18 protein-coding genes are annotated in these 20711 nt (G+C 40.4%); 14 read left to right on the forward strand and 4 right to left on the reverse strand.

Annotation, left to right across the window (positions count from 1 at the left end; translation table 11 throughout):
• Positions 1-27: 27 nt before the first annotated feature.
• Together LMU01S_RS07030 and LMU01S_RS07035 are read left to right on the forward strand one after the other, a co-directional pair.
• On the forward strand, positions 28-579 hold the full coding sequence (locus LMU01S_RS07030) for a GNAT family N-acetyltransferase (protein ID WP_056959251.1): 552 nt from the start codon (positions 28-30) through the stop codon (positions 577-579).
• Positions 580-687: 108 nt separating this feature from the next.
• Entirely contained in the window at positions 688-2769 is a 2082-nt protein-coding gene (locus LMU01S_RS07035; RefSeq protein ID WP_056959252.1) for a DNA topoisomerase 3, read from the forward strand.
• A 63-nt stretch (positions 2770-2832) separates the two neighbouring features.
• Here the strand turns inward: LMU01S_RS07035 and LMU01S_RS07040 are convergent, their stop codons facing one another.
• Positions 2833-3132, reverse strand: coding sequence for a DUF454 family protein (locus tag LMU01S_RS07040; protein ID WP_056959253.1), 300 nt, complete (start codon positions 3130-3132; stop codon positions 2833-2835).
• Positions 3133-3264: 132 nt separating this feature from the next.
• On the opposite strand from LMU01S_RS07040, the gene LMU01S_RS07045 reads away from it, so the two are divergent.
• Both LMU01S_RS07045 and LMU01S_RS07050 read left to right on the forward strand, forming a co-directional pair.
• Positions 3265-5460 carry an ATP-dependent DNA helicase gene (locus tag LMU01S_RS07045; protein ID WP_056959254.1) on the forward strand — a complete coding sequence of 732 codons (2196 nt, stop codon included), beginning with the start codon at positions 3265-3267 and terminating at the stop codon, positions 5458-5460.
• A gap of 83 nt (positions 5461-5543) precedes the next feature.
• Positions 5544-6719 carry an SAM-dependent methyltransferase gene (locus LMU01S_RS07050; RefSeq protein WP_056959255.1) on the forward strand — a complete coding sequence of 392 codons (1176 nt, stop codon included), beginning with the start codon at positions 5544-5546 and terminating at the stop codon, positions 6717-6719.
• 30 nt (positions 6720-6749) lie between these two features.
• Here LMU01S_RS07050 and LMU01S_RS07055 read toward each other — a convergent pair whose 3' ends face one another.
• Complete coding sequence (locus LMU01S_RS07055) at positions 6750-7361, reverse strand: DedA family protein (protein ID WP_056959256.1); 612 nt, start codon at positions 7359-7361, stop codon at positions 6750-6752.
• Positions 7362-7576: 215 nt separating this feature from the next.
• Positions 7577-8425, reverse strand: coding sequence for an undecaprenyl-diphosphate phosphatase (locus LMU01S_RS07060; protein ID WP_174238797.1), 849 nt, complete (start codon positions 8423-8425; stop codon positions 7577-7579).
• Positions 8426-8589: 164 nt separating this feature from the next.
• Between LMU01S_RS07060 and LMU01S_RS07065 the strand changes: the two genes are divergently transcribed.
• From LMU01S_RS07065 to LMU01S_RS07110, 10 genes are all read left to right on the forward strand, one after another.
• Positions 8590-9036: a CopY/TcrY family copper transport repressor gene (locus LMU01S_RS07065; RefSeq protein WP_056959257.1), complete on the forward strand. Its 447-nt coding sequence runs from the start codon at positions 8590-8592 to the stop codon at positions 9034-9036.
• A gap of 98 nt (positions 9037-9134) precedes the next feature.
• Complete coding sequence (locus tag LMU01S_RS07070; protein WP_056959258.1) at positions 9135-9578, forward strand: universal stress protein; 444 nt, start codon at positions 9135-9137, stop codon at positions 9576-9578.
• Between the two features lie 171 nt (positions 9579-9749).
• On the forward strand, positions 9750-10274 hold the full coding sequence (locus LMU01S_RS07075) for a TetR/AcrR family transcriptional regulator (protein WP_056959259.1): 525 nt from the start codon (positions 9750-9752) through the stop codon (positions 10272-10274).
• 217 nt (positions 10275-10491) lie between these two features.
• Complete coding sequence (locus LMU01S_RS07080) at positions 10492-10935, forward strand: MarR family winged helix-turn-helix transcriptional regulator (protein WP_004051167.1); 444 nt, start codon at positions 10492-10494, stop codon at positions 10933-10935.
• A 258-nt stretch (positions 10936-11193) separates the two neighbouring features.
• Positions 11194-12585: a flavocytochrome c gene (locus LMU01S_RS07085; protein ID WP_056959260.1), complete on the forward strand. Its 1392-nt coding sequence runs from the start codon at positions 11194-11196 to the stop codon at positions 12583-12585.
• A 156-nt stretch (positions 12586-12741) separates the two neighbouring features.
• Positions 12742-14481: a putative glycosyltransferase family protein gene (locus tag LMU01S_RS07090; RefSeq protein ID WP_225354614.1), complete on the forward strand. Its 1740-nt coding sequence runs from the start codon at positions 12742-12744 to the stop codon at positions 14479-14481.
• Positions 14447-14971 (forward strand): dihydrofolate reductase family protein, encoded by a 525-nt coding sequence (locus LMU01S_RS07095; protein ID WP_056959261.1) that lies wholly within the window; start codon positions 14447-14449, stop codon positions 14969-14971. The genes LMU01S_RS07090 and LMU01S_RS07095 overlap by 35 nt, the downstream gene beginning before the upstream one ends.
• A 23-nt stretch (positions 14972-14994) precedes the next feature.
• Positions 14995-15768: a TIGR02452 family protein gene (locus LMU01S_RS07100; RefSeq protein ID WP_056959262.1), complete on the forward strand. Its 774-nt coding sequence runs from the start codon at positions 14995-14997 to the stop codon at positions 15766-15768.
• A 236-nt stretch (positions 15769-16004) separates the two neighbouring features.
• Positions 16005-17738 (forward strand): ABC transporter ATP-binding protein, encoded by a 1734-nt coding sequence (locus LMU01S_RS07105; RefSeq protein WP_056959263.1) that lies wholly within the window; start codon positions 16005-16007, stop codon positions 17736-17738.
• Positions 17739-17764: 26 nt separating this feature from the next.
• On the forward strand, positions 17765-19579 hold the full coding sequence (locus LMU01S_RS07110; protein WP_056959273.1) for an ABC transporter ATP-binding protein: 1815 nt from the start codon (positions 17765-17767) through the stop codon (positions 19577-19579).
• Between the two features lie 221 nt (positions 19580-19800).
• On the opposite strand, the gene LMU01S_RS07115 is transcribed toward LMU01S_RS07110, so the two are convergent.
• Positions 19801-20703 (reverse strand): glycine betaine ABC transporter substrate-binding protein, encoded by a 903-nt coding sequence (locus LMU01S_RS07115; RefSeq protein ID WP_056959264.1) that lies wholly within the window; start codon positions 20701-20703, stop codon positions 19801-19803.
• Positions 20704-20711: the final 8 nt, after the last annotated feature.

Here is a 20711-nt window from a genome sequence, read left to right on the forward strand (position 1 = left end):
TTTTACATTTTATATAGCAGGATATTTATGACTTTGAAATTAGTTACAGCGACCCCAGCTGATCTACCTAAGATAAAAGAATTGTATTTGAGTGCTTTTCCAGCCGTAGAACGGATCCCTTTTAGGCTGTTAAAAAAGCGTACTAAGACCGGGATAGCCGAATTTTGTAGTCTCTATGACGATGATAACTGGGTCGGTTTTATCTACACGGTCAAAAATGCCGAACTGGTCTATGTGTTCTTTTTGGCGATCAAAGAAACTGAGCGCTCTAAAGGGTATGGCAGTGGCTTGATGGAACTGATAAAAGAACGTTATCAAGGGCAAGTGATCGGCTTAAGTGCTGAAAAGCCTGATGCAACTGCAGCTAACAACCATGAGCGTTTACGGCGTTTGAAGTTTTATGCTAAAAATGAGTTTTTACCGACTGATTTTTATACAGCTGAAAAAGGTGGCGTGGAGTTTGAGTTTTTGACCCAAAATGGGCAAAAGATCAGACCACAAGCTTATCCAGAGTTAATGGCCCAATGCCTAGGACTGTGGCAAAAATTCTTATTACCGATCAAAGTAGTTAAAGATTAGTCAAAAAAAGTGGTTCATTTGGGCCACTTTTTTCATTAGCTTGAAAAATTTGCAAAAAAGTGGATTAAATTAGATAATAAAAATTATCAAACTTAAAGGAAGAAAAAAATGAAACGATTAGTGTTGGCAGAAAAACCAAGTGTTGCTCGTGATCTAAGTAAGATCTTGGGAGCAGACCAAAGACACAAAAATTATTATGAAGGCAAGGATCATGTCGTTACTTGGGCTCTTGGGCACTTATTGACTTTGAAGATGCCGGAAGATTTAAAGAATGAATGGCAAACTTGGCAAATGGAAACTTTACCAATGATCCCTAAGTATATCGGGACTAAGCCGTTGCCTAAAACCAAAGCACAATTAAAAGCGATCGCTAATTTAGCTAAACGAAAAGATATCTCAGAAGCGATCATCGCTACTGATGCAGGGCGTGAGGGCGAATTAGTTGCGCGCTGGATCTTGGAATATATTCGTTTCAATAAGCCAGTCAAACGTTTATGGATCTCTTCACAAACCAATAAAGCGATCAAAGAAGGTTTTGCTTCACTAAAACCAGCTAAAGCTTACGATGATCTTTATTATTCGGCCTTAGCTCGGGCTAAAGCTGACTGGTTGATCGGATTGAATGTGACGCGCGCTTTAACGGTCAAATATCAAGATAATTTATCTGCTGGTCGGGTCCAAACGCCAACTTTAGCTTTGGTCGCTAAGCAAGAAGAAAAGATCAGCAAATTTATCCCGCAAAAATATTTTACGCTCAGTCTCGAAGTTGCTGGTCAAAGAGCAACTAGGGTCCAAAAAGATCCTTATGCCCTAAAGGAGCGCCAAGCAGTAGATGAACTCGTTAAAAAGCTGAGTTCCCAAAATGGTAAAGTCGAGCAGATCACGGCTAAAGATAAGACGATCCCGGCCCCTTTACCATATGATCTAACAGAATTACAGCGCGTTGCTAACGAAAAGTATGGTTATTCAGCTAAAAAGACCTTGTCACTAGTCCAAAGTTTATATGAAGTTCACAAGATCGTATCTTATCCTCGGACTGATAGTAAATATCTGTCTAATGACTTAAAAGTGACGTTAAAAGATCGTTTACATGCAATCGCCGGCCTATTTCCAGAAGCTAAGCAGTATGCTGTTAAGGGGGCAAAAGTCGGTCAAAATAAAGCTTTTAACGATGCTAAGGTGACAGATCACCATGCTTTGATCCCAACTGAACAGTTGCCACAATATAATAAGCTTAATAGTGATGAACATCGGATCTATACCTTGATTGCCGAAAGATTTGTGGGGTTATTTGCAGCGCCTCACAAAGAACGCCAAGAAAAGATCGTGTTTGTATTTGGTAAGGAACATTTTAAATTGACCCAAACTAAAGTCATTGAAGCTGGTTGGAAAAAGAAGGAAACCCCAGAAAAGTCAGTCGCTAAGTTTAGCGAAGGCATGCAAATTTCGCCACATTTTATGGTCAAAGAAGCCTTAACGACCCCACCTAAGCCTTTGAGTGAAGGATCGCTTTTAGCTCAAATGGAGCGTTATAGCTTAGGGACACCCGCGACCCGCGCGGAGATCATTGAAAAATTAGTCAAATCAGAACTGATGGAACGGACTAACAATAGTTTACGGGTGACTAAAAAAGGCCAACAATTGCTGGAATTGGTCAATGAAGAGCTCGTTAGCCCACAATTGACTGAAAAGTGGGAACAACAGCTTGAACAGATCGCTAAGGGAAATTATGATAGCAAAAAATTCTTACGTGAGATCGAAACTGATACGAAGCGTTTAGTTCGTGAAGTCAAGAATAGTCAACAAAAATATCAAGACTTTTCATTGACTAAGAAAAAATGTCCTAAATGTGGTGCCTTTTTGAAGGAAAAGAAGGTCCGGGATGGTAAATTGCTAGTCTGCACCAGTGAAAGTTGTGATTATAAGCGCCGCGCTGAGGCAAAAGTCTCCAATCACCGTTGTCCAGTTTGTCATAAGAAGATGTTGATCGTCAGTGGCAAAAATGGTGATTATTTCAGATGTAAATATGATGGTACTACTGAAAAATTAACTGGGGGCAAAAAGAAGAACAAGAAGATGACCAAACATGAAGAAAGACGGCTTTTAAAGAAGATCAATCAAGATGATGAGCCGCAAGAAAGTGCTCTAGCGCAAGCTTTAAAAGCCGCGTTAGGTGATAATAACGTTTAAAATAAATAACGCCCATAAGTAACGTAAACTCCAAGAGTTGACGTTGCTTGTGGGCGTTAATCATTAATTTTTTGCGAGTAATAAGAATTTTAGCCAAAGGACTTGATACCAAGTTTGCTTGATATGCTCTGAGCTAGCTTCAGCTTCAGCTATTTTTTCGTCCAGAAATTTTTGGAGTTTACGGTAGATCTTAGTATTCACCATCCAATTGTGGAAGCGCGGTGAAAACTTAGAGAGGCTGAAAAAGCCTAAAATAAAGAAGGGCACTTGGGGGACAACTGGAAGTAAGATTCCGATCACTCCAAAGATAAAACTAATGATCGCAAGAAGCAACCATAAGAAGCGTTTAATGTGTTTGAACATCGAATCCACCCTTTCTTAGCTGTATACAATGTATTCCCTTTCTTAGCTGTTTAGAAAAGCATAACATAGAATTTTTTATTTGTCTGTAAAAGTAATATAAATTTTTATTAAGACTTTGAAGGTAGTGATAAGATGCTTGAAAAAACGATAAAAAAAACATACCAAGAAGCCTGTGAGGCAATGCGACAAAAGGAGTATCCAAAAGCGCGCTTTTATTTTGATGAGGTCCGGCAAAGTGCCCCGACATATCGTTCGGTCAATTACTTTTTAGCTAAATGTGCTTTTGTGCTCAATGAAGCAGAAGAAAATATCTATTCCTTAGTTGGGGCACATTTGGCGACTGAAACGACCAAAAATCGTGATGCAGCTTATCAGTTAGCTTTAAAAACGGCGGTCAAGTTCAAAAATGAGACCAAATTGGCTGACTTTTTAGAGCAAGCTAAAGCAGATGCGGTCCCAAAACTGGAGCCTTTTGCTGAAACTTTGGCTAAGTGGACTGGAAAAGCTCCAATGCATCTGCGTTTTAAATTTATTCAGTTTGCTAAAAATAAGACCCCGATCGCCAAAACTTCCCATCCCAAATATCGGGCGTATAAATTTTTTATCAACGGGATGAGTGAGCACCAAAAACAGCGCTTTGCGATTGGAAAATGGCAAGAATTAGCGGTCACCAAGCCTAAATTTTTAGAGTTCAAAGGTTACATGTCATGTTCGATCAGGGATGAACGAACGTATTATCGTAAATATTTACCTAAGTTTCCCGATCTTTTTTTACGTTCGGTCTTCAATGACCGTTTAGAAGAAGACGAATTTTTCAAATCAAAATGGGAACGATCTCGCGTTTTTTCGCTCTTACAGATCCCAGCTTTTGACCGGCCTAAGATCGCTGAATTACTGGAGTTAAATGATCTTTTGGATGAAACAGCAAAGCGACATTTAAAGGGGTGTGATGATCTAGTCTATTTAAAAAAAGCAGGTGAAGTATTACCTGAAAGTCAGGCAACTGAGCTGTCAGAGCTAAAATTGCTCAAAGAATTTGGCTATTTATGCAAGAAAAATTGTGGTCATACACTACATTTAGCTGATAAATGTCAATATGAGCGTAACTTTATCCAGTTATTGGGCCAGATCTCACGGCGTAAGTTGCCTTTGATCCATCCGCCTAAAACTTATCGGCCGACCAAAGAACAATTTGATTTCTTGAAGTGGCTTGCTCAAAATAAGCACGTCGTCATCAACTTACTAGGTGTTGGGGGTTCGGGAAAAACTTATACTTTGGGCCAGATCCTTGATCCTAAAAAGACTTTAGCTTTAGCCCCGACGCATAAAGCACGGCTGAATTTAGCGCAACATGGCTTCTTTAACAATGATACTTTGCAACATGTGATCTATGAGATCGAAAATGGCAATGAAGAACTGGTGAATGATTATGAAGTTATCATTATTGACGAGGTATCGATGGCGCCTCTGGAATTATTAGCTAAATTGACCCAAACTTTTAGTACGAAAGTCCGCTATCTTTTGGTCGGAGATGAAAAGCAATTACCACCAGTATCACAAGATGAAGATGCGTTGAGTGTTTGTGGTGACCCTATGGCTTTGATAAAAGCTAAAGGAGCCTGTTTTTATTTTAGAGCCAATCTGCGCTGTAAAGATAAAGCAACTGGGGAGTTGATCGCAGCTTGCCGAGCTGGAGATAGCAGTTATTTAGCCCATAGTCAGGCATTTAGGACGGCTACCGGTAAAGAAATGGTCTTAGCTAAATATCAACACGAAGCTTTGGAAGAGTGTATGATCTTAGCTTATCGAAATAAGACGGTTGGATTGATCAATCAGCAATTTTATCGCATTTTGTCAAAGGATAAGCAAAAAGTTGTGCCGTTTTATTTTCAAAATGGTCTTGGGCGGGGAGGTTTTTTTATTGGAGCTAAAGTCGTGTTCTATCATAATGATGATAGTTTTCAAAATTATGGCTATACGAATAGTGAATTTGGTGAGGTCATAGGACTTGAGCTCAAAAATGATGATGAAGATAGTACAGTAACAGTCCAAACTGAAGTCGGAAAGTATAAATTGCCCCTGTATCGAGCTAAAAAAGATCTCCTCTTAGCCTATGCCTTAACGATCCACAAAGCTCAAGGTAGTGGAGCTAAACGGGTCTACGTCTTAGAACCCAAAGATCATGGTCTAGCATATACGGCGGTCTCACGTGCTAAACAGGAATTGTTTTTTGTTGGAGTCACACGAGATCAACTCTTAAAGGGAGTACAAACAGAGACTCCAAAAAAGAAAAACTTGCTAGATCTTATGGATTATAAAAATAAATAGATCTAATTGCTTACGTTTAGTAAAGACTAGTGCTAAAATGTACTTGTCACTATATTTATTTTTAGAAGGGCGGCGGAAATTAGATGTTTAATAATTTCTTGTTAAAAGAAGTGCTCGAACATTCATTCAACATTCCGGTACAAGTGACGTATGCCAATGGTAAAACAGAACGGTACGGAGATGGTGAACCGCAAGTAAAAATAACCTTCCACCGAGATTTTTCGATGCGAGAGTTAATTCATAATGCTTCGTTGACTTTAGGAGAAGCATATATGGATAAAGAAATTGAGATCGAAGGCTCGATCCAAGACTTGATAACCTCAGCCTATGAATCAGCTGATAGCTTTTTGAATAATAATAAGCTCAAACACTTTTTACCAAAACAGTCTCATACTGAGCGAAAAAGTAAGTCAGATGTACAGAGCCACTACGATATCGGTAATGATTTTTACCGTTTGTGGCTCGATAAGACACTGACCTATTCGTGTGCATATTTCAAGCGACCACAAGATACACTTGAAGAAGCTCAACGAAATAAAGTGCATCATATCATCAATAAGTTAGATCCTAAACCCGGGAAAACTTTACTTGATATTGGCTGTGGGTGGGGCACCTTGATGCTAACTGCCTGCAAAGAATATGACTTAAATGTTGTTGGGATCACGCTAAGCAAGGAACAATATGATCTAGTCACGCAGCGGATCAAAGATGAAGGCCTTGAAGATCGGGCTAAAGTTATTTTGGAAGATTACCGTGAGCTCAAACATGAACCGTTTGACTATATCACTAGTGTAGGTATGTTTGAACACGTAGGTAAGGAAAATCTAGGTGAATATTTCCAAAAGATCTCCGATTATTTAAAACCAAATGGCGTAGCTTTGATCCACGGAATCACCCGGCAACAAGGGGGGGCGGTCAATGCGTGGATCGATAAGTATATTTTCCCAGGTGGTTATATACCTGGGTTAGCTGAAAATATCGAACATATCGTTGATGCTGGAATGCAAGTGGCTGATATTGAAACTTTGCGTCGCCATTACCAAAAGACTTTGGAATTATGGGACCAAAACTTCCGCCGTGCACTACCTGAGATCAGAAAAATTGAAGATGAACGTTTTATTCGTATGTGGGATCTGTATCTCCAAGCTTGTGCGGCTTCATTTGAGTCGGGCAATATCGATGTGATCCAGTACCTGATCTCGAAAGGACCAAGTGGTAGCAACTTGCCAACTACACGTGAATATATGTATCAAGCATAAAAAAATGGAGATCATATAGATCTCCATTTTTTATGCTTTTTTACGATTAAAGAAGTAAATGCCACCGCCTACAAATGCAAGGGCTAAGACGATCACAGTCGCTAACGAATAGGTCTCGATCATGGCAACGATCTGCGGCCAGGCTGAACCAGCCATCCGACCAACGATGATCAAGACTGTATTCCAGATCAAGGTACCAAGAGTCGTCAAAATGATAAAACTTGTAAATTTATAATGGGTCATGCCTGCCGGAACGGAGATCAAAGAGCGAACTACAGGTACGAATCTTCCAAAGAACAAAGCTAAGACGCCATTTTTTTGGAAGAATTTAGTTGCTTTGTCTAGATCTTTAGCTTTGAAGCGTAATGTTTGGCCGACTTTACCGTTTAAGATCTTTTCAAGGCGTTCGACAGATAAGAAATGTCCTACCGCATATAAGATCGCTGCTCCTAAAACAGCTCCGATCGTAGCGGCGGTGATCGCCCCCAAAACATTTAGCCCAGCAGTCAAGGTCAAGAAACCGGTAAATGTCAAAACGACCTCTGAAGGGATCGGTGGAAAAATATTTTCAAGGGCGATCAGCAGTGCGATCCCGAGGTATCCATACTGTCCGATAAGTTCGGTCAAAACTGTTGTGTCCATTAAAATTCTCCTCTTAAGTTAGTAAATATGATTCTACTGGAGACGCTTTAAAAAGACAACCGAATTAGACAAATTCACCTCAAATTTTAAAATTCCTTAAAAATAGTGACGAAAGCTAATGCAATATATCTTAAATAACGCGGGCCCCTCACGATGCAAGGAGCGCATCATGGAAAGCCCGCGTTATTCATGCAACGTCTCACACGCTGATAAAATTATTTTACAAACCAGAAGTAAGCAATGACTAAAAGCCCTAAGATGATACGATACCATCCGAAAGCTTTGAACGTATGCTTTTTGATATATTGCATCAAGAACTTGATCGCAATGATCGAAGTGATAAAGGCTGTGACTAGGCCGACGACCAAGATCCAAATTTCTAAAGGTGTAAAGCTAAAGCCAAATTTAACTAATTTGAATAGTGCGGCACCAAACATGACAGGAATTGCCAAGAAGAAAGTGAATTCAGTCGCAACTGTCCGAGAAACGCCTAAGATCAAAGCACCTACGATTGTGGCTCCTGAACGAGATGTCCCGGGAAATACCGCTGCGATCAATTGGAAAAAGCCGATCAAAACTACGGTGTAATACGAAAGTTCAGCGATCGAGGTGATCTTAGGTTGCTTATTTTTATGTATATCTTCGATCAAAATAAAAGCAATACCAAAAACGATCAAGGCGATAGCGACACAGGTCGGGTTATAAAAGAGACGTTCAAAAGTATCATTGAAAGCTACGCCAATGATCCCAGCCGGTAAGCAAGCAATGAAGATCTTGAGCCACATGATCATGATATCTTTGTCGACATAACGCCAGATACCTTGAGCCTGTGTATTTTTATCGGCTTGGTGGAACGGCCAGATCTTGTGCCAGTAGATCACGACTACGGCTAAGATCGCTCCAAGTTGGATCACCACTTCAAACATGCTGTAAAAATCTTTTGAAACATCAAGTTGGACAAATTGATCAAGTAAGATCATATGGCCAGTACTACTGATCGGTAACCATTCGGTGATCCCTTCAACGACCCCGAATAAGAAAGCCTTTAAGAGTTCAAATAACATTATAGTGAAAATTCCTTTCTCAATATTAAGAATCCTATTCATTATAAGATAAGTTTTTTTAAGTGACAAGTAGAGTAGTTTTTAGCGAGTAGCTAAGAGTTAAAACAAGGGAATATTATGCGTACGTGGTATAATTATAGTTAATAAAGTGACAAGGTGATCAAATGACAGAACAAATCGAAATCAGTAACGCTGAGTGGGAAGTGATGCGCGTGATCTGGACATTGGGACAAGCGACTAGTCGCCAGTTGATCGAGATCATGGAAGTAAAGCAAAACTGGAAACCAGCCACAACTAAAACGCTTTTAGGGCGGTTAGTTGCTAAAGACGCACTTGAAACTAAAAAAGAGGGGCGGGGGTTCATCTATTCGCCTTTAGTTCAAGAACAAGCGACGATCGATGCGCAGTTGATGCAAAATTTTAGCAATATTTGTCAGATGCATGTCGGCAAGACTTTGGCTTATTTAGTAGAAAATCTCAATTTAACGCAGAGCGATATCGCTAAAATAACTGCCAAACTTGAAGATAAAAAAAGCAGTGCACCTGAGAAATTGGAGTGTGACTGTATTCCGGCAAAATTTCACCGTTCAGGTTGCCAACAATGTAAATAAATTTATCTTGTTTAGGAATGCCTAATTTATTCTTTCGGATGCCAAAAAATGTGTTATACTAAGAACGTTAAAAAATATTTATAGTTAGGATGGTTGATATGGACAAAGAACCGATCAAAAACATCAAGAAGATCCTAGTTGGGGTCGATGATTCTGAAGATGCACAGCTTGCTTTTCGTGTAGCTATGCGTCGGGCTTTGGATTTAGATGCTACGTTATGCATCACTTCGATCCTTGAATCAGACGAGATGAACGTCTTTCAAGCCTTAAGTGCTGATTACATTCATGGTGAACGTAAAGAATTGGAAAAGCACGTTGAAAATTACCGCAAGATCGCTCTTCAAGCTGGGATCAAGCGGGTCGAAGTCGTAATTGCTGAAGGCGATGCGGGTGAAACGATCATCAAGCGGGTCATTCCTAAAGTTGAACCAGATCTATTGATCATTGGGGCTCTTTCCAAGAAGGGCGTCAAGAAATTCTTTGGATCCCAAGCAGCTTATATGGCAAAGCATGCACCGATCTCTGTATTAGTGGTGCGCTAAGAAAAGAGGCTACAGTAAAGATCTAAAAGCAGTCTGGGTTTTTGCTGTTGCCTTTTTTACTTGGATGTGTACTTGAATTACTGTAGGCTCCATTATATTATTTAATAAGGCAAAAAGGGAAAGCTACCTTTTTGATATGCTAATGATAAGATAAGGATAAAGGATAGATCTATGAGTAAAAGTCAAGTGAGAAAAAAAGACGCCCTTGCGCAAGCTTTATTAGCTCTTTTGCATCATGAGGCAGTCGAAAAGATAACAGTCGATCAACTTTGCCGCGAAGCCGATGTGCATCGGAGTACGTTTTACCGCTATTTTCAAGATAAATATGACCTATTGAATTATGTTTTTCAAACGATCTGGTTAGAACAGATCGATGAGAATAATGTTGTTGATTCGATGATCGAAATGATCGTTCGCGATAAGGATATTTTCCGAAATATTTCGGTCAACAATAGTAGTAATTCTTTATATGCGCTCATGATCGATATGGTTGCTGAACAGATCCTAGATGCAAGTTTAAATGATCGTTTGCATAATGTTCTTTGGATAGAAGAGACGGTGCTCAATGCAACTGACCAAAAATTAGCTGCCAACATGATAGCCGGTGCCTTTTTAACATTGTTGTTCAAATGGGTCGATAGTAACTATCAGATGAGTTCGACAGAGTTAAGTGACTTTATCAAACACTTGCATTGATTTTTTTGAAGAAATAAATTTATCATAATCTTTTACTTTAATTTTAGAATAGTGTACAATATAATTGCTATTAGTATAGTGAAAACTATACTATCTACGAGGGGTGTGTCATGCCTTCCTTTACAGCAAGCGAGCGCATGGCAGTAGATTAGCGTGTCAGATTTTATTGCTAAGCTTACGAGTTTCAGCGCTCATTGATTTAGAGGGGGTTAACGAAATGAGTTCATTACAAAAAATGACGACTAACTTGTGTCAAGTTTTGCGTTTGCACGAGTATCGTAATAGCAACATGCCGGGGTTGGAAAAACTCGGCGCGATCGATATTTACTATTTGGAAGCGATCTATCAATTAAAAGATCCAACGATCGGAACGATCTCAAAACTGTTGGGACAATCGACTCCAAATACGAACTATCACATCAAAAAATTGCTTGAGCTTGGTTTGATTCAAAAAAGGCTAGATGATGCAGATCATCGGGTAACACATCTTTCTGTGACCGATAAATATCACGAAGCATTGGAATCCAATTCCGAATTTTGGAAACTTTTACAAAACCGTTTAGAAGAAACTGTTTCGGTTCGTGATCTGGCTGTTTTTCAGCGTATCTTACGGCAATTAGTCGAGGTTTTGGCTGAAGAAACAACACTAAATGATTTTTAAAAAGAAAAGTTTGGATCAAAAATAAAATAAGATGAAGTGTAGTTTTGAACTACACTTTTTTTGTGTTTTACAATAAAATAGAATTAGCGCAAAGAAACCAGTAGTAGCTGACTGATATTCACTAGGAAGAGAAATGTGGGGTGGATATTTAGTGGGGAGTATTGTGTGTTACTGGTAAGCGAAATTTAGAAAGGAAAAACTATATTCTTTCTAGTTATGAACTACATAATTCCACATTTTGTATAGTTATTATAAAGCGTGGCTGAAAAATTTAAATTTACTCCAAGTGCACCAAGCAGCTTAAAGGAACAGTATGATGTTGTGATCATCGGTTCAGGTGGAGCTGGACTGGTCAGTGCTCTTCAAGCACGAGAATTAGGTCTAAGACCAGTTATTTTAGAAAAGATGCCTACAGTTGGAGGCAACACCATGCGAGCATCTTCAGGGATGAATGCAGCTGAAACAAATATTCAGTTGCGCGAAGGTATCGTGGATAGCTTTGCTGAATTTTATCAAGAAACGTACCAAGGTGGGGGGCGCCTAAATGATCCTGAATTATTGAACTACTTTACAACGCATAGCGGGCAAGCGATCGATTGGTTACGTTCACATGGGATCATCTTAAATGACTTGACGATCACCGGTGGAATGAAGAAAAAACGTGCTCATCGCCCTAAGAGCACTGCTCCGATCGGATCATTTTTAGTCAATAATCTTTTGTGGTTGTTAGACCAGATCAAAGTTCCGATCTTTACCCAAGCAACAGTCACAGAACTGTTAAAAGACGATGCTTCTAAGATCAAGGGGGTAAATATCCAAGTTGCTGGTGAGCCCAAAACGATCTTTGCCCCAGCAGTTATCTTGGCAACGGGAGGCTTTGGTGCCTCCAAGCAACTACTCAAGCGCTATCGTCCCGATCTTTTAGCATACAAAACAACTAATCAAGTTGGCGCGACTGGAGATGGGATCATTTTAGCAGAGCATATTGGAGCGCAAGTGTTACAGATGGAAATGATCCAGATCCATCCGACCGTGCAACAAGATACACCACATACCTATTTGATCGGCGAAGCTGTGCGTGGTGAAGGGGCGATCTTAGTTGATCAACAAGGGGTTCGTTTTACTAATGAATTAGGGACCCGGAAAGTTGTTTCTGAACAGATCACGGCTTTACCTGAACAAGCTGCATATTTGATATTTGATCAGGGAGTCAAAGAACGGGTCAAAGCGATCGATTTTTACGCTAGCAAGGGGTTGGTCGTCAGTGCAGCTACCCCAAGTGAACTAGCTAAAAAGCTTCAGCTAGATCCAACTGTTTTAGCGGATACCTTGTTACAATGGAATACAGCGGTCGAAACCAAAAAAGATATTAAATTTGGGCGAACGACGGGGATGCAACGCAAGCTAGAGAAAGCACCTTATTACGCGATCCATGTTGCCCCAGCGATCCATTACACGATGGGGGGCTTACACATCAATGAAAAAGCTCAAGTTTTAGATCAAGCGGGTAATATCATTGCTGGTCTCTTTGCTGCTGGCGAGGTCACGGGTGGATTGCATGGTAATAATCGGATCGGTGGCAACTCGATCGCTGAGACGGTGGTCTTTGGGCGACAAGCTGGCCAACAAGCAGCGGTCTATTTGGCCTAAATTCAAATAAAAGTTTAAATTTGAGCAACAGTTTAGTTAAACTGTTGTTTTTTTACGCTTAATTTCAAAAAGAGTGTATAATAAATGATAAAAATAAATTAGTTAAAAAATAGAGATATTTTTATCATTTTATTGAAAGAGGTTCTTCAAGTGAAGATGTCTAAATTAATGCGTTCAAAGTTATTTCCCGCGTTAGTTATTGTGATCGGTGCGCTCGTCTTAGTCTTGCCCCAAGTGTTGGCCCATAAAATGCTTTTGGGTTCAGATTCGATCTTCCACTATAATCGCTTTTATGAAGCGGCAATGCAGTTAAAAGAGGGTAATTTCCATTACTTCATTACAATGTATGGCTTTCAGCAGTCGGGGCGGATCATCAACGCACTTTATGGCCCTGTGGCTGCTTATTTTAATGGGGCTTTGTTGTTGGTGGGCAAGACTTGGTTCAACTATCAAATTCTTTCTGATATTGCTGTTTATCTATTAGCGGGCGGGTCGATGTATGCTCTTTTGCGTAAGTGCAAACTCAGGGTGAGTTATAGTTTAGGCTTAGCGCTTTTTTACTTAACAACATATGCGATCCAGTACTGGACGCTATCACAAGCATTTTCAGGTTGGGCGGCTACCTTATTACCGCTATGTTTGTTGCCATTAGTAACATTTATCGTCGAAAAACGGGTCAATGTCTTAGAATTAGCTTTGTGTACGGCTTTGATGTTTCAGACCCACTTTTTGACAAGTTTATTTGTCGTCATGGCTTACCTACCTGCTTTTATCTATGCTTTTGTCAAAACACCTGAACGCATTAAAATGTTACAGCATATGGCCTTAGCAGTTGGGCTATTTTTCTTGTTGACAGCTAATATTTGGGCTGGTTTAGTCGAGGTCTACTTTGGAAATACTGTTTTACAACCATTTATCAATAAAAATATGTATGGGACAGCTGTTTCTTTGAATGCTTATCGTTTATCAAATTGGCTTTCACCGTTTGGGATCGTTATCTTGGGTGGGCTTCAAATCATTTTGTTGCTCCTATTTTGGAAAAAGATCTCAACTTTAAATAAGATCGTGTCGTTAGAAGCAGTGGCCTTTTTGATCCTATCATCGCGGTTATTACCTTGGAAATGGCTGAGTCAGACCTTTGAATTTGTCAATGTCTTGCAGTTTCCATTTCGTTTCTTTGTTCCCTATACGGTACTTTTGCTCATGTCGATCGGGTTGTTTGCGACTGAGCTAAAGCTAGATGGGCGGGTGATGATCGGTGCGTTGATCTTATTAGTTACCTGTTCTTTTGTTCAAACTATCCAAGCCCTTGAGCAGAATTTAGCGGTGTGGGATGAACCTGAAGAATTTATGTATCAAAAAAATACGATCTATTTTACCGATGATACCCAAAAGATCAAGCAGGCGTTTTTTAGCACAGATCTGGCGTTAGGTTTGCGCTATGTTCAAAAATCTACACCGGATTATTTACCACTTTACACAAAGTTGACCGCTCAAGATGAGATCCATGGTTACCGGCATTATCGCAAACAAGTGCTCATGCAAGAACAAAAATTTACTAAAGCAGCGACTACGGATGCCTTGATCTATCAGTGGGATGCAACGGAGGCTAAAGAGATCATCGTACCTGCGATCGGCTATAAGAACACAAAAGTTGTGCTCAACGGAAAGGTGTTGACGGATGCTCAACTTGGACATACCCGGATCGGTGCGCTAAAATTAAGACAAAAGCGGGGACATAATCGCTTAGAGCTCTCCTATGTTCCTGCTAAAGCCACGGTCGTATTTTTAGTGTTACCCGCCTTTGTTTGGCTGGGGTGTTTAGGGATCGTAATTAAACGTAAAGGATACAACAAAAAAGATGACGCGAAAATTAATTGTCTCAGTGCTCGTTAGTCTAGATGGCTATATTGCAGATGAAAAAGGAAGTGTTTTAGCTTTAGAGCGCTTTTATCGAGATCACTTACCTGCAGGGGTGATAGATTGGCGAGTTCCCCCGGATTTTGATACCGTTTTGGTGGGAAAAAATACCTACAAGTGTTACTATCATAGTTTATTGAATATGACACAAAAAGAAGTGATCGTTTTTTCGCATACTCCCTTAGCAGGACTGGGAGCTAATATGCGTTGCTTTTCAGGCGAGGTGAGTTCTTTGATCACACGCTTGCAGGCCAATGAAGGCAAAAATATATGGCTTTTTGGCGGAGGCGATCTGATCGACCAAGTTGTCTGTAGTGACTTAGTCGATCAGATCAGGTTGGTCACCTTGCCTCTCAATTTGACTAAGGGGATCGCCTTGTTCAATACAACTCATCAGGCTCCCAAAGTCAATTTACAAAGTCTAGAGACAAAATACGAAATGTCCTATTCGATTTGGTCTAAATAACGGTAAAAAAAGAGGTGGATGAGATGGATAGATCAACAAGCGATGCGCTTAGGCATAAAGTGATGAATCTCTATCAGATCCAGATGGCAAATTTAGATCAAAACTCACAGTTGATCAAACAACTGCTACCAGAAACGAGTACACAAAATAAATTTATTACGCAGATCTTAGTGGAAAATAAGCATCTGTTGTCACGTTTACAACAGATAAATGCAACTAAAAAAGTTGGTGTAATGGACTTTGCTGATCCAATTTCGATCGGAAGTCGGTTATTGAAAACTGATAGTCAAGAACAGTTATTGTGTCGGAATAGCTTTTTATATCCGGAGTTGTGTAAGTATCGGCGTAACTTCTATTATAGAAATAAACTAGATCCAAAGAAGGGCTTTTATTCAGAAGCCTTGATCTATGTTGAACATGTTAAATTTTTGCGAGATGCCAAGCAAGATAAGATCTTGTCACAGGCACGCTATGCTGATGTGGCTGCGATCAGTCCCCCAAATATTCAGCAGATAACTAAATTGTCAGGAAAAAGGCCAGATCAAAAGCAACTTCAATTGAGTATGCAGATCAAGATCGTGCAAACACTTCGCGCTTTTAAACAAGCTCAAGCGACGGTTCTTATTTTAGGTGCTTTTGGGTGTGGCACTTCGGGAAATGATCCTAAGCTAGTCGCGCAAAGTTTTTGCTCGTGTTTAAAGCGGGCGGAATTTAAGGGGGTCTTTGAGCAGATATACTTTGATATTTGGCAAGATCCTGCTACATTAGTGGAATTTCAACGCGCTTTTGCAGCTTAGAAGAGACTGTGGCATAAGTAGTATCTATATTAATAAAAACCATCGCTAAAGAAAGACATCTTCAAAATTCTAACGTTCGGAATTTGAAGATGTCTTTCTTTATGTCACGGCCTCTTTTTAACTATTTTTCTTAATGTTTGTTATAAAAATGATTATATTTGTAAAGTAAGTTGACATTGTGGGGCGAGGGCTGTAAGATAACTATACAAATTTAATCTAGAGGAAGTGAAAATCGTATGTTTAAGTTAGTCAAAAAGCGCCTATCAAAAGGGGCAGTTTTGGCAGCGGTATTCTTTTTATTTATTCAAGTCATCTGTGATCTGAATTTACCAGCTTTGACCTCAGATATGATCAATAATGGGGTCGCTAAGGGAGATACGGCTTATATTTGGAAGATCGGTCTGCAAATGTTATTGATAGCTGCAGTTGGTTTAGTAGCAGCTGTGGGTAATGTCTATTTTGCTTCGACTCAGGCGCAAAAAACTGGGGCTAAGTTGCGTGAAGCCGTTTTTCGCAAGGTACTACAGTTTAGTGGGCGTGAGATCGATCAATTTGGGACCTCATCTTTGATCACCCGGACGACCAATGATATTTTGCAGATCCAAAATGTGTTGATCATGTTGCTTAGAATGATGTTGATGGCACCTTTGATGTTGATCGGTGCTAGTTTTATGGCGTATCAAAGCGAAAAACGTTTGACAGGTGTCTTTTTAGTTTCGATCCCACTATTGTTAGTGGCAATCGCAGTCATTATGTATTTTGCTGTTCCTTTATTCAAAGGGCTGCAAAAAAAGATCGATCGGATCAACTTGACTTTTAGAGAAGGTTTGACCGGGGTGCGGGTCATCCGAGCTTTCCGACGGGATGATTTTGAACAAAAACGTTTTGCTGATGCTAATAAAGACTATACAAGCACGGGGATCAAAGTTTTTAGTATCGTCTCCTTGATGTTTCCGATCATGACTTTGATCTTAAGTGGAACGAACATGGGGATCGTTTGGTTTGGGGCTAAATTGATCGGTGACCAAGAAATGGGTGTTGGTAATTTAGTTTCATTTATGACTTATGCCAGCATGATCTTATTTAGTTTTATGATGTTGTCGATGGTTTTTGTTTTTATCCCACGTGGTCAAGCGGCGGCTGCACGGATCAATGAAGTTTTGGAGATGCCACTTTCGATCGTTGAAACAACGGGTGATCAAGTGATCGATCAAAATAAACCAAGTCACTTGGTCTTTGATAATGTCAGCTTTCGATATGAAAATGCAGAAAATCTTGCTTTAAAGAACGTTTCATTTTCGGCTAAAGCAGGTCAGATGTTAGCGGTGATCGGGGGGACTGGTTCAGGGAAATCGACCTTGGTCAACTTGATCCCACGCCTATACGATCCAACCGCTGGACAGATCACTTTAAATGAAACTCCGATCACGCAGGTAGCTCAAAGTGATCTGCATGAGCATGTGTCATTTGTACAGCAAAAAGCTGTGCTCTTTAAAGGGACGATCCGAAGTAATTTGCAGTTTGGTAATGAAACAGCGACAGATGAAGAGCTGTGGCATGCTTTAGAATTAGCTCAAGCAAAAGAATTCGTTTCCGAACTACCAGATGGTTTAGATGCTCAAGTAGAACAGGGAGGCGATAACTTCTCTGGTGGTCAAAAGCAACGGTTAGCGATCGCCCGGGCTTTGATGAAAAAGGCCGCAGTCTATGTGTTTGATGATTCTTTTTCAGCACTGGATTTTAAGACTGATGCTAAACTACGTGAAGGCTTGAAAAACGATCCTGAGATCCAAAAAAGTGTATTAGTGATCGTTGCTCAACGTGTATCAACAGTCACTGCTGCCGATGAGATCATTGTTTTGGATGAAGGTAAAGTCGTTGGTCAAGGAACACATGATGAACTAGTAGAAAATAACGAAACTTACCAAGAGATCGTTGAGTCACAATTAAAGAAGGGAGATGAGCACTAGTGCACGGACATGGGACAAAAGATCCGATGAATCGGAAAGCTAAAAATTTTTGGAAGACGACTTTTAGATTGATCAAGTATATGAGTCCATGGAAGTGGGGTTTACTTTTAGTGATCATCTTTGCGATCAGTTCGGTCATTTTCCAAACAGTTACGCCAAAGATCTTAGGTCAAGCTACAACAGAGATCTTCAATGGTGTTTTATTGGGCTATAAGCAGATGAAAGCTGGGCAACATTTGACACATTTGCCGATCGATCTTGATGCGATCAAACACATACTATTGATCGTCGGGAGCTTTTATGCGGTCGCAGCTGTTTTGAGTTTTGCCCAACAGCTGATCATGGCCAATATTTCTCAAAAGATCGTTTACCGTTTACGTAAAGATCTTAAAGAAAAAATGCAACGTCTCCCGATCTCATACTATGATACCCACTCTAATGGGGATATCATGTCACGGGCGGTCAATGATATGGATAATATCGGGGGGACGCTCCAACAGAGTTTGACACAATTAGTGACTAGTTCGGTGACTTTTATCGCTGTGTTGATCATGATGCTTTCGATCAGTTGGAAATTGACCTTGATCGCTTGTATCACGATCCCACTGGGATTAGTTACTGTCGCAGTCGTTGCCCCACGTTCACAAAAACATTTTGCTGCTCAACAAAAGAGTTTGGGACAGTTGAATAACTTTGTCGAAGAAGATTATGCGGGCCATACAGTCGTTAAGACTTTTAACAAGGCTGATGATATGATCGCTGAATTTGAAGCGGAAAATGAGCGCTACTACAAGGCTTCATGGAAAGCACAATTTATTTCAGGGCTGATCATGCCGCTGATGAACCTTGTTAAAAATATCGGTTATGTGCTAGTTGCTGTTGTTGGGGGGATCCAGGTCTCAAATGGTACGATCACATTAGGTAACGTGCAAGCTTTCTTACAATACGTCAACCAATTCACCCAACCGATCACGCAATTAGCTAACTTAGCCAATACGATCCAAGCGACGATCGTTTCGGCTGAACGGATCTTTGAAGTTTTGGATGAACCTGAGATGCATCCCGCTACTGAAACAAAGCCAGATATCCAAACTGAGGCCAAACTTGAATTTGATCATGTTAAGTTTGGTTATACCGACGATAAGATCTTGATGGATGATTTTAGCTTCAAGGCCATGCCTGGCCAAAAGATCGCGATCGTTGGTCCGACTGGGGCCGGGAAAACGACTTTGATCAATTTACTTGAACGGTTTTATGATATCAATGATGGTGCGATCCGTTTGGATGGAAAAGATACACGAAAATTTACCCGCGAAGATCTACGGGGACATTTTTCGATGGTGCTCCAAGATACGTGGCTCTTTACTGGGACGATCTATGATAACATCAAGTATGGACGTGAGAATGCTACTAAAGAAGATGTTATTCGAGCAGCCAAGGCAGCGCACGTTGATGCCTTTGTGCGCCAGCTCCCTGATGGCTATGATACAGTCTTAAATGAAGAAGCATCCAATATTTCTCAAGGACAAAGGCAATTGATCACGATCGCCCGCGCCTTTTTGGCTGATCCTGAGATCTTGATCTTAGATGAGGCTACAAGTTCGGTCGATACCCGGACTGAAGTGTTGATCCAACAGGCAATGGAACGTCTGTTACAAGCACGTACGAGCTTTGTAGTTGCACACCGCTTATCCACGATCAAAGATGCCGATAACATCATCGTGATGGATCACGGTTCGATCGTTGAAACTGGTGATCATCAAGCGTTGATGGCTAAAGGTGGTTTCTACGCTGATCTGTATAACAGCCAATTTGCTGATGAGATCGCAGCCCAAGGTTAAAAATAAATAATTGATAACGTCTAGTGATGATCATATTCACTAGGCGTTATTTTTTTGATAGCAAGTGGCTGAGTTGCAAGGCTATATTTTGCTTTTCAAAACACTAGAGTCATTAGAATACACATCTGAAATGTGTTTGCCAATAAACGCTAAAGAGCCCAGTCACGATGCAAGACATCATGGCTGGGCTCTTTGTTATTTATCTGGTGTTTTACACACTATTATTTATTCTTTAGATCAGAGATAGAGTTGATATTTGTCATGTAAGTTGGAACAGCTAAACCAGTTTTAGCACCATCCAAGTTAGTTCTGACATCAACGTATTTACCCTTAAAATGCTTGGCATAGGCATCATGGGTCACAGGAAGCCAAGCGCTTAAAGAAGCATCAGCAGCACCTGTAGCTACAGCAGTCCACATTGGTTGAGCATCCATTGAGCGAATGTTGACTTTATAGCCACGGCTTTCTAAGGCAGCCTTAGCAACATTAGCACTTGCGATCTCAGAGTCCCAGGCAACATAGGCTAAGGTCACAGTTTTACCTTTACCTTCAGGGACGTTTTTGAGCCAAGTGTTTAATTGCTCGGGATGCTTTTTGAGATAGTTTTTAGCTGCTTTTGCAGGATCGACCCCATCATTTATTTGCAACATGACCTGGGCTAATTGATCTGAAGTCCAGTTGAAGTTTTCCAAAAATTGATAAAAACCAGGTTGATCTTTTTTAAGACCCAAGCGAGCGATCGTGTGGATCCCTTCACTTTCACCGTAAACTTTTTTAGGATCATCTAAAAATTTTAGGTCATACTTGGTAAACATCCAGTGTGGGACCCAACCAGTGATCACTATCGGTTGCTGGTTTTTGATCGCTTTGTCTAAAACACTAGTCATGGCAGCTGTTGAACTTGTTTGCAACTGCCAGTTTTTTTGCGTTAGTCCATATTTTTCTAAAGCGGTCTGAGTGTTACCCATCACCCCGGCCCCAGCATCGATCCCGGTGATCGTATAGTTTACTTGGGGACCGAGGGCTTTAGTGGCATCATATTTAGCTTGCATCGAGCTACTACAGCCACTCAGGATAAACCCAAGTAAAAGTATAGGTAATAGTAGTTTTTTCAAATATTTCATTTTAGCCC

It is taken from the genome of Ligilactobacillus murinus DSM 20452 = NBRC 14221, from assembly GCF_001591685.1.
Classification (GTDB): domain Bacteria; phylum Bacillota; class Bacilli; order Lactobacillales; family Lactobacillaceae; genus Ligilactobacillus; species Ligilactobacillus murinus.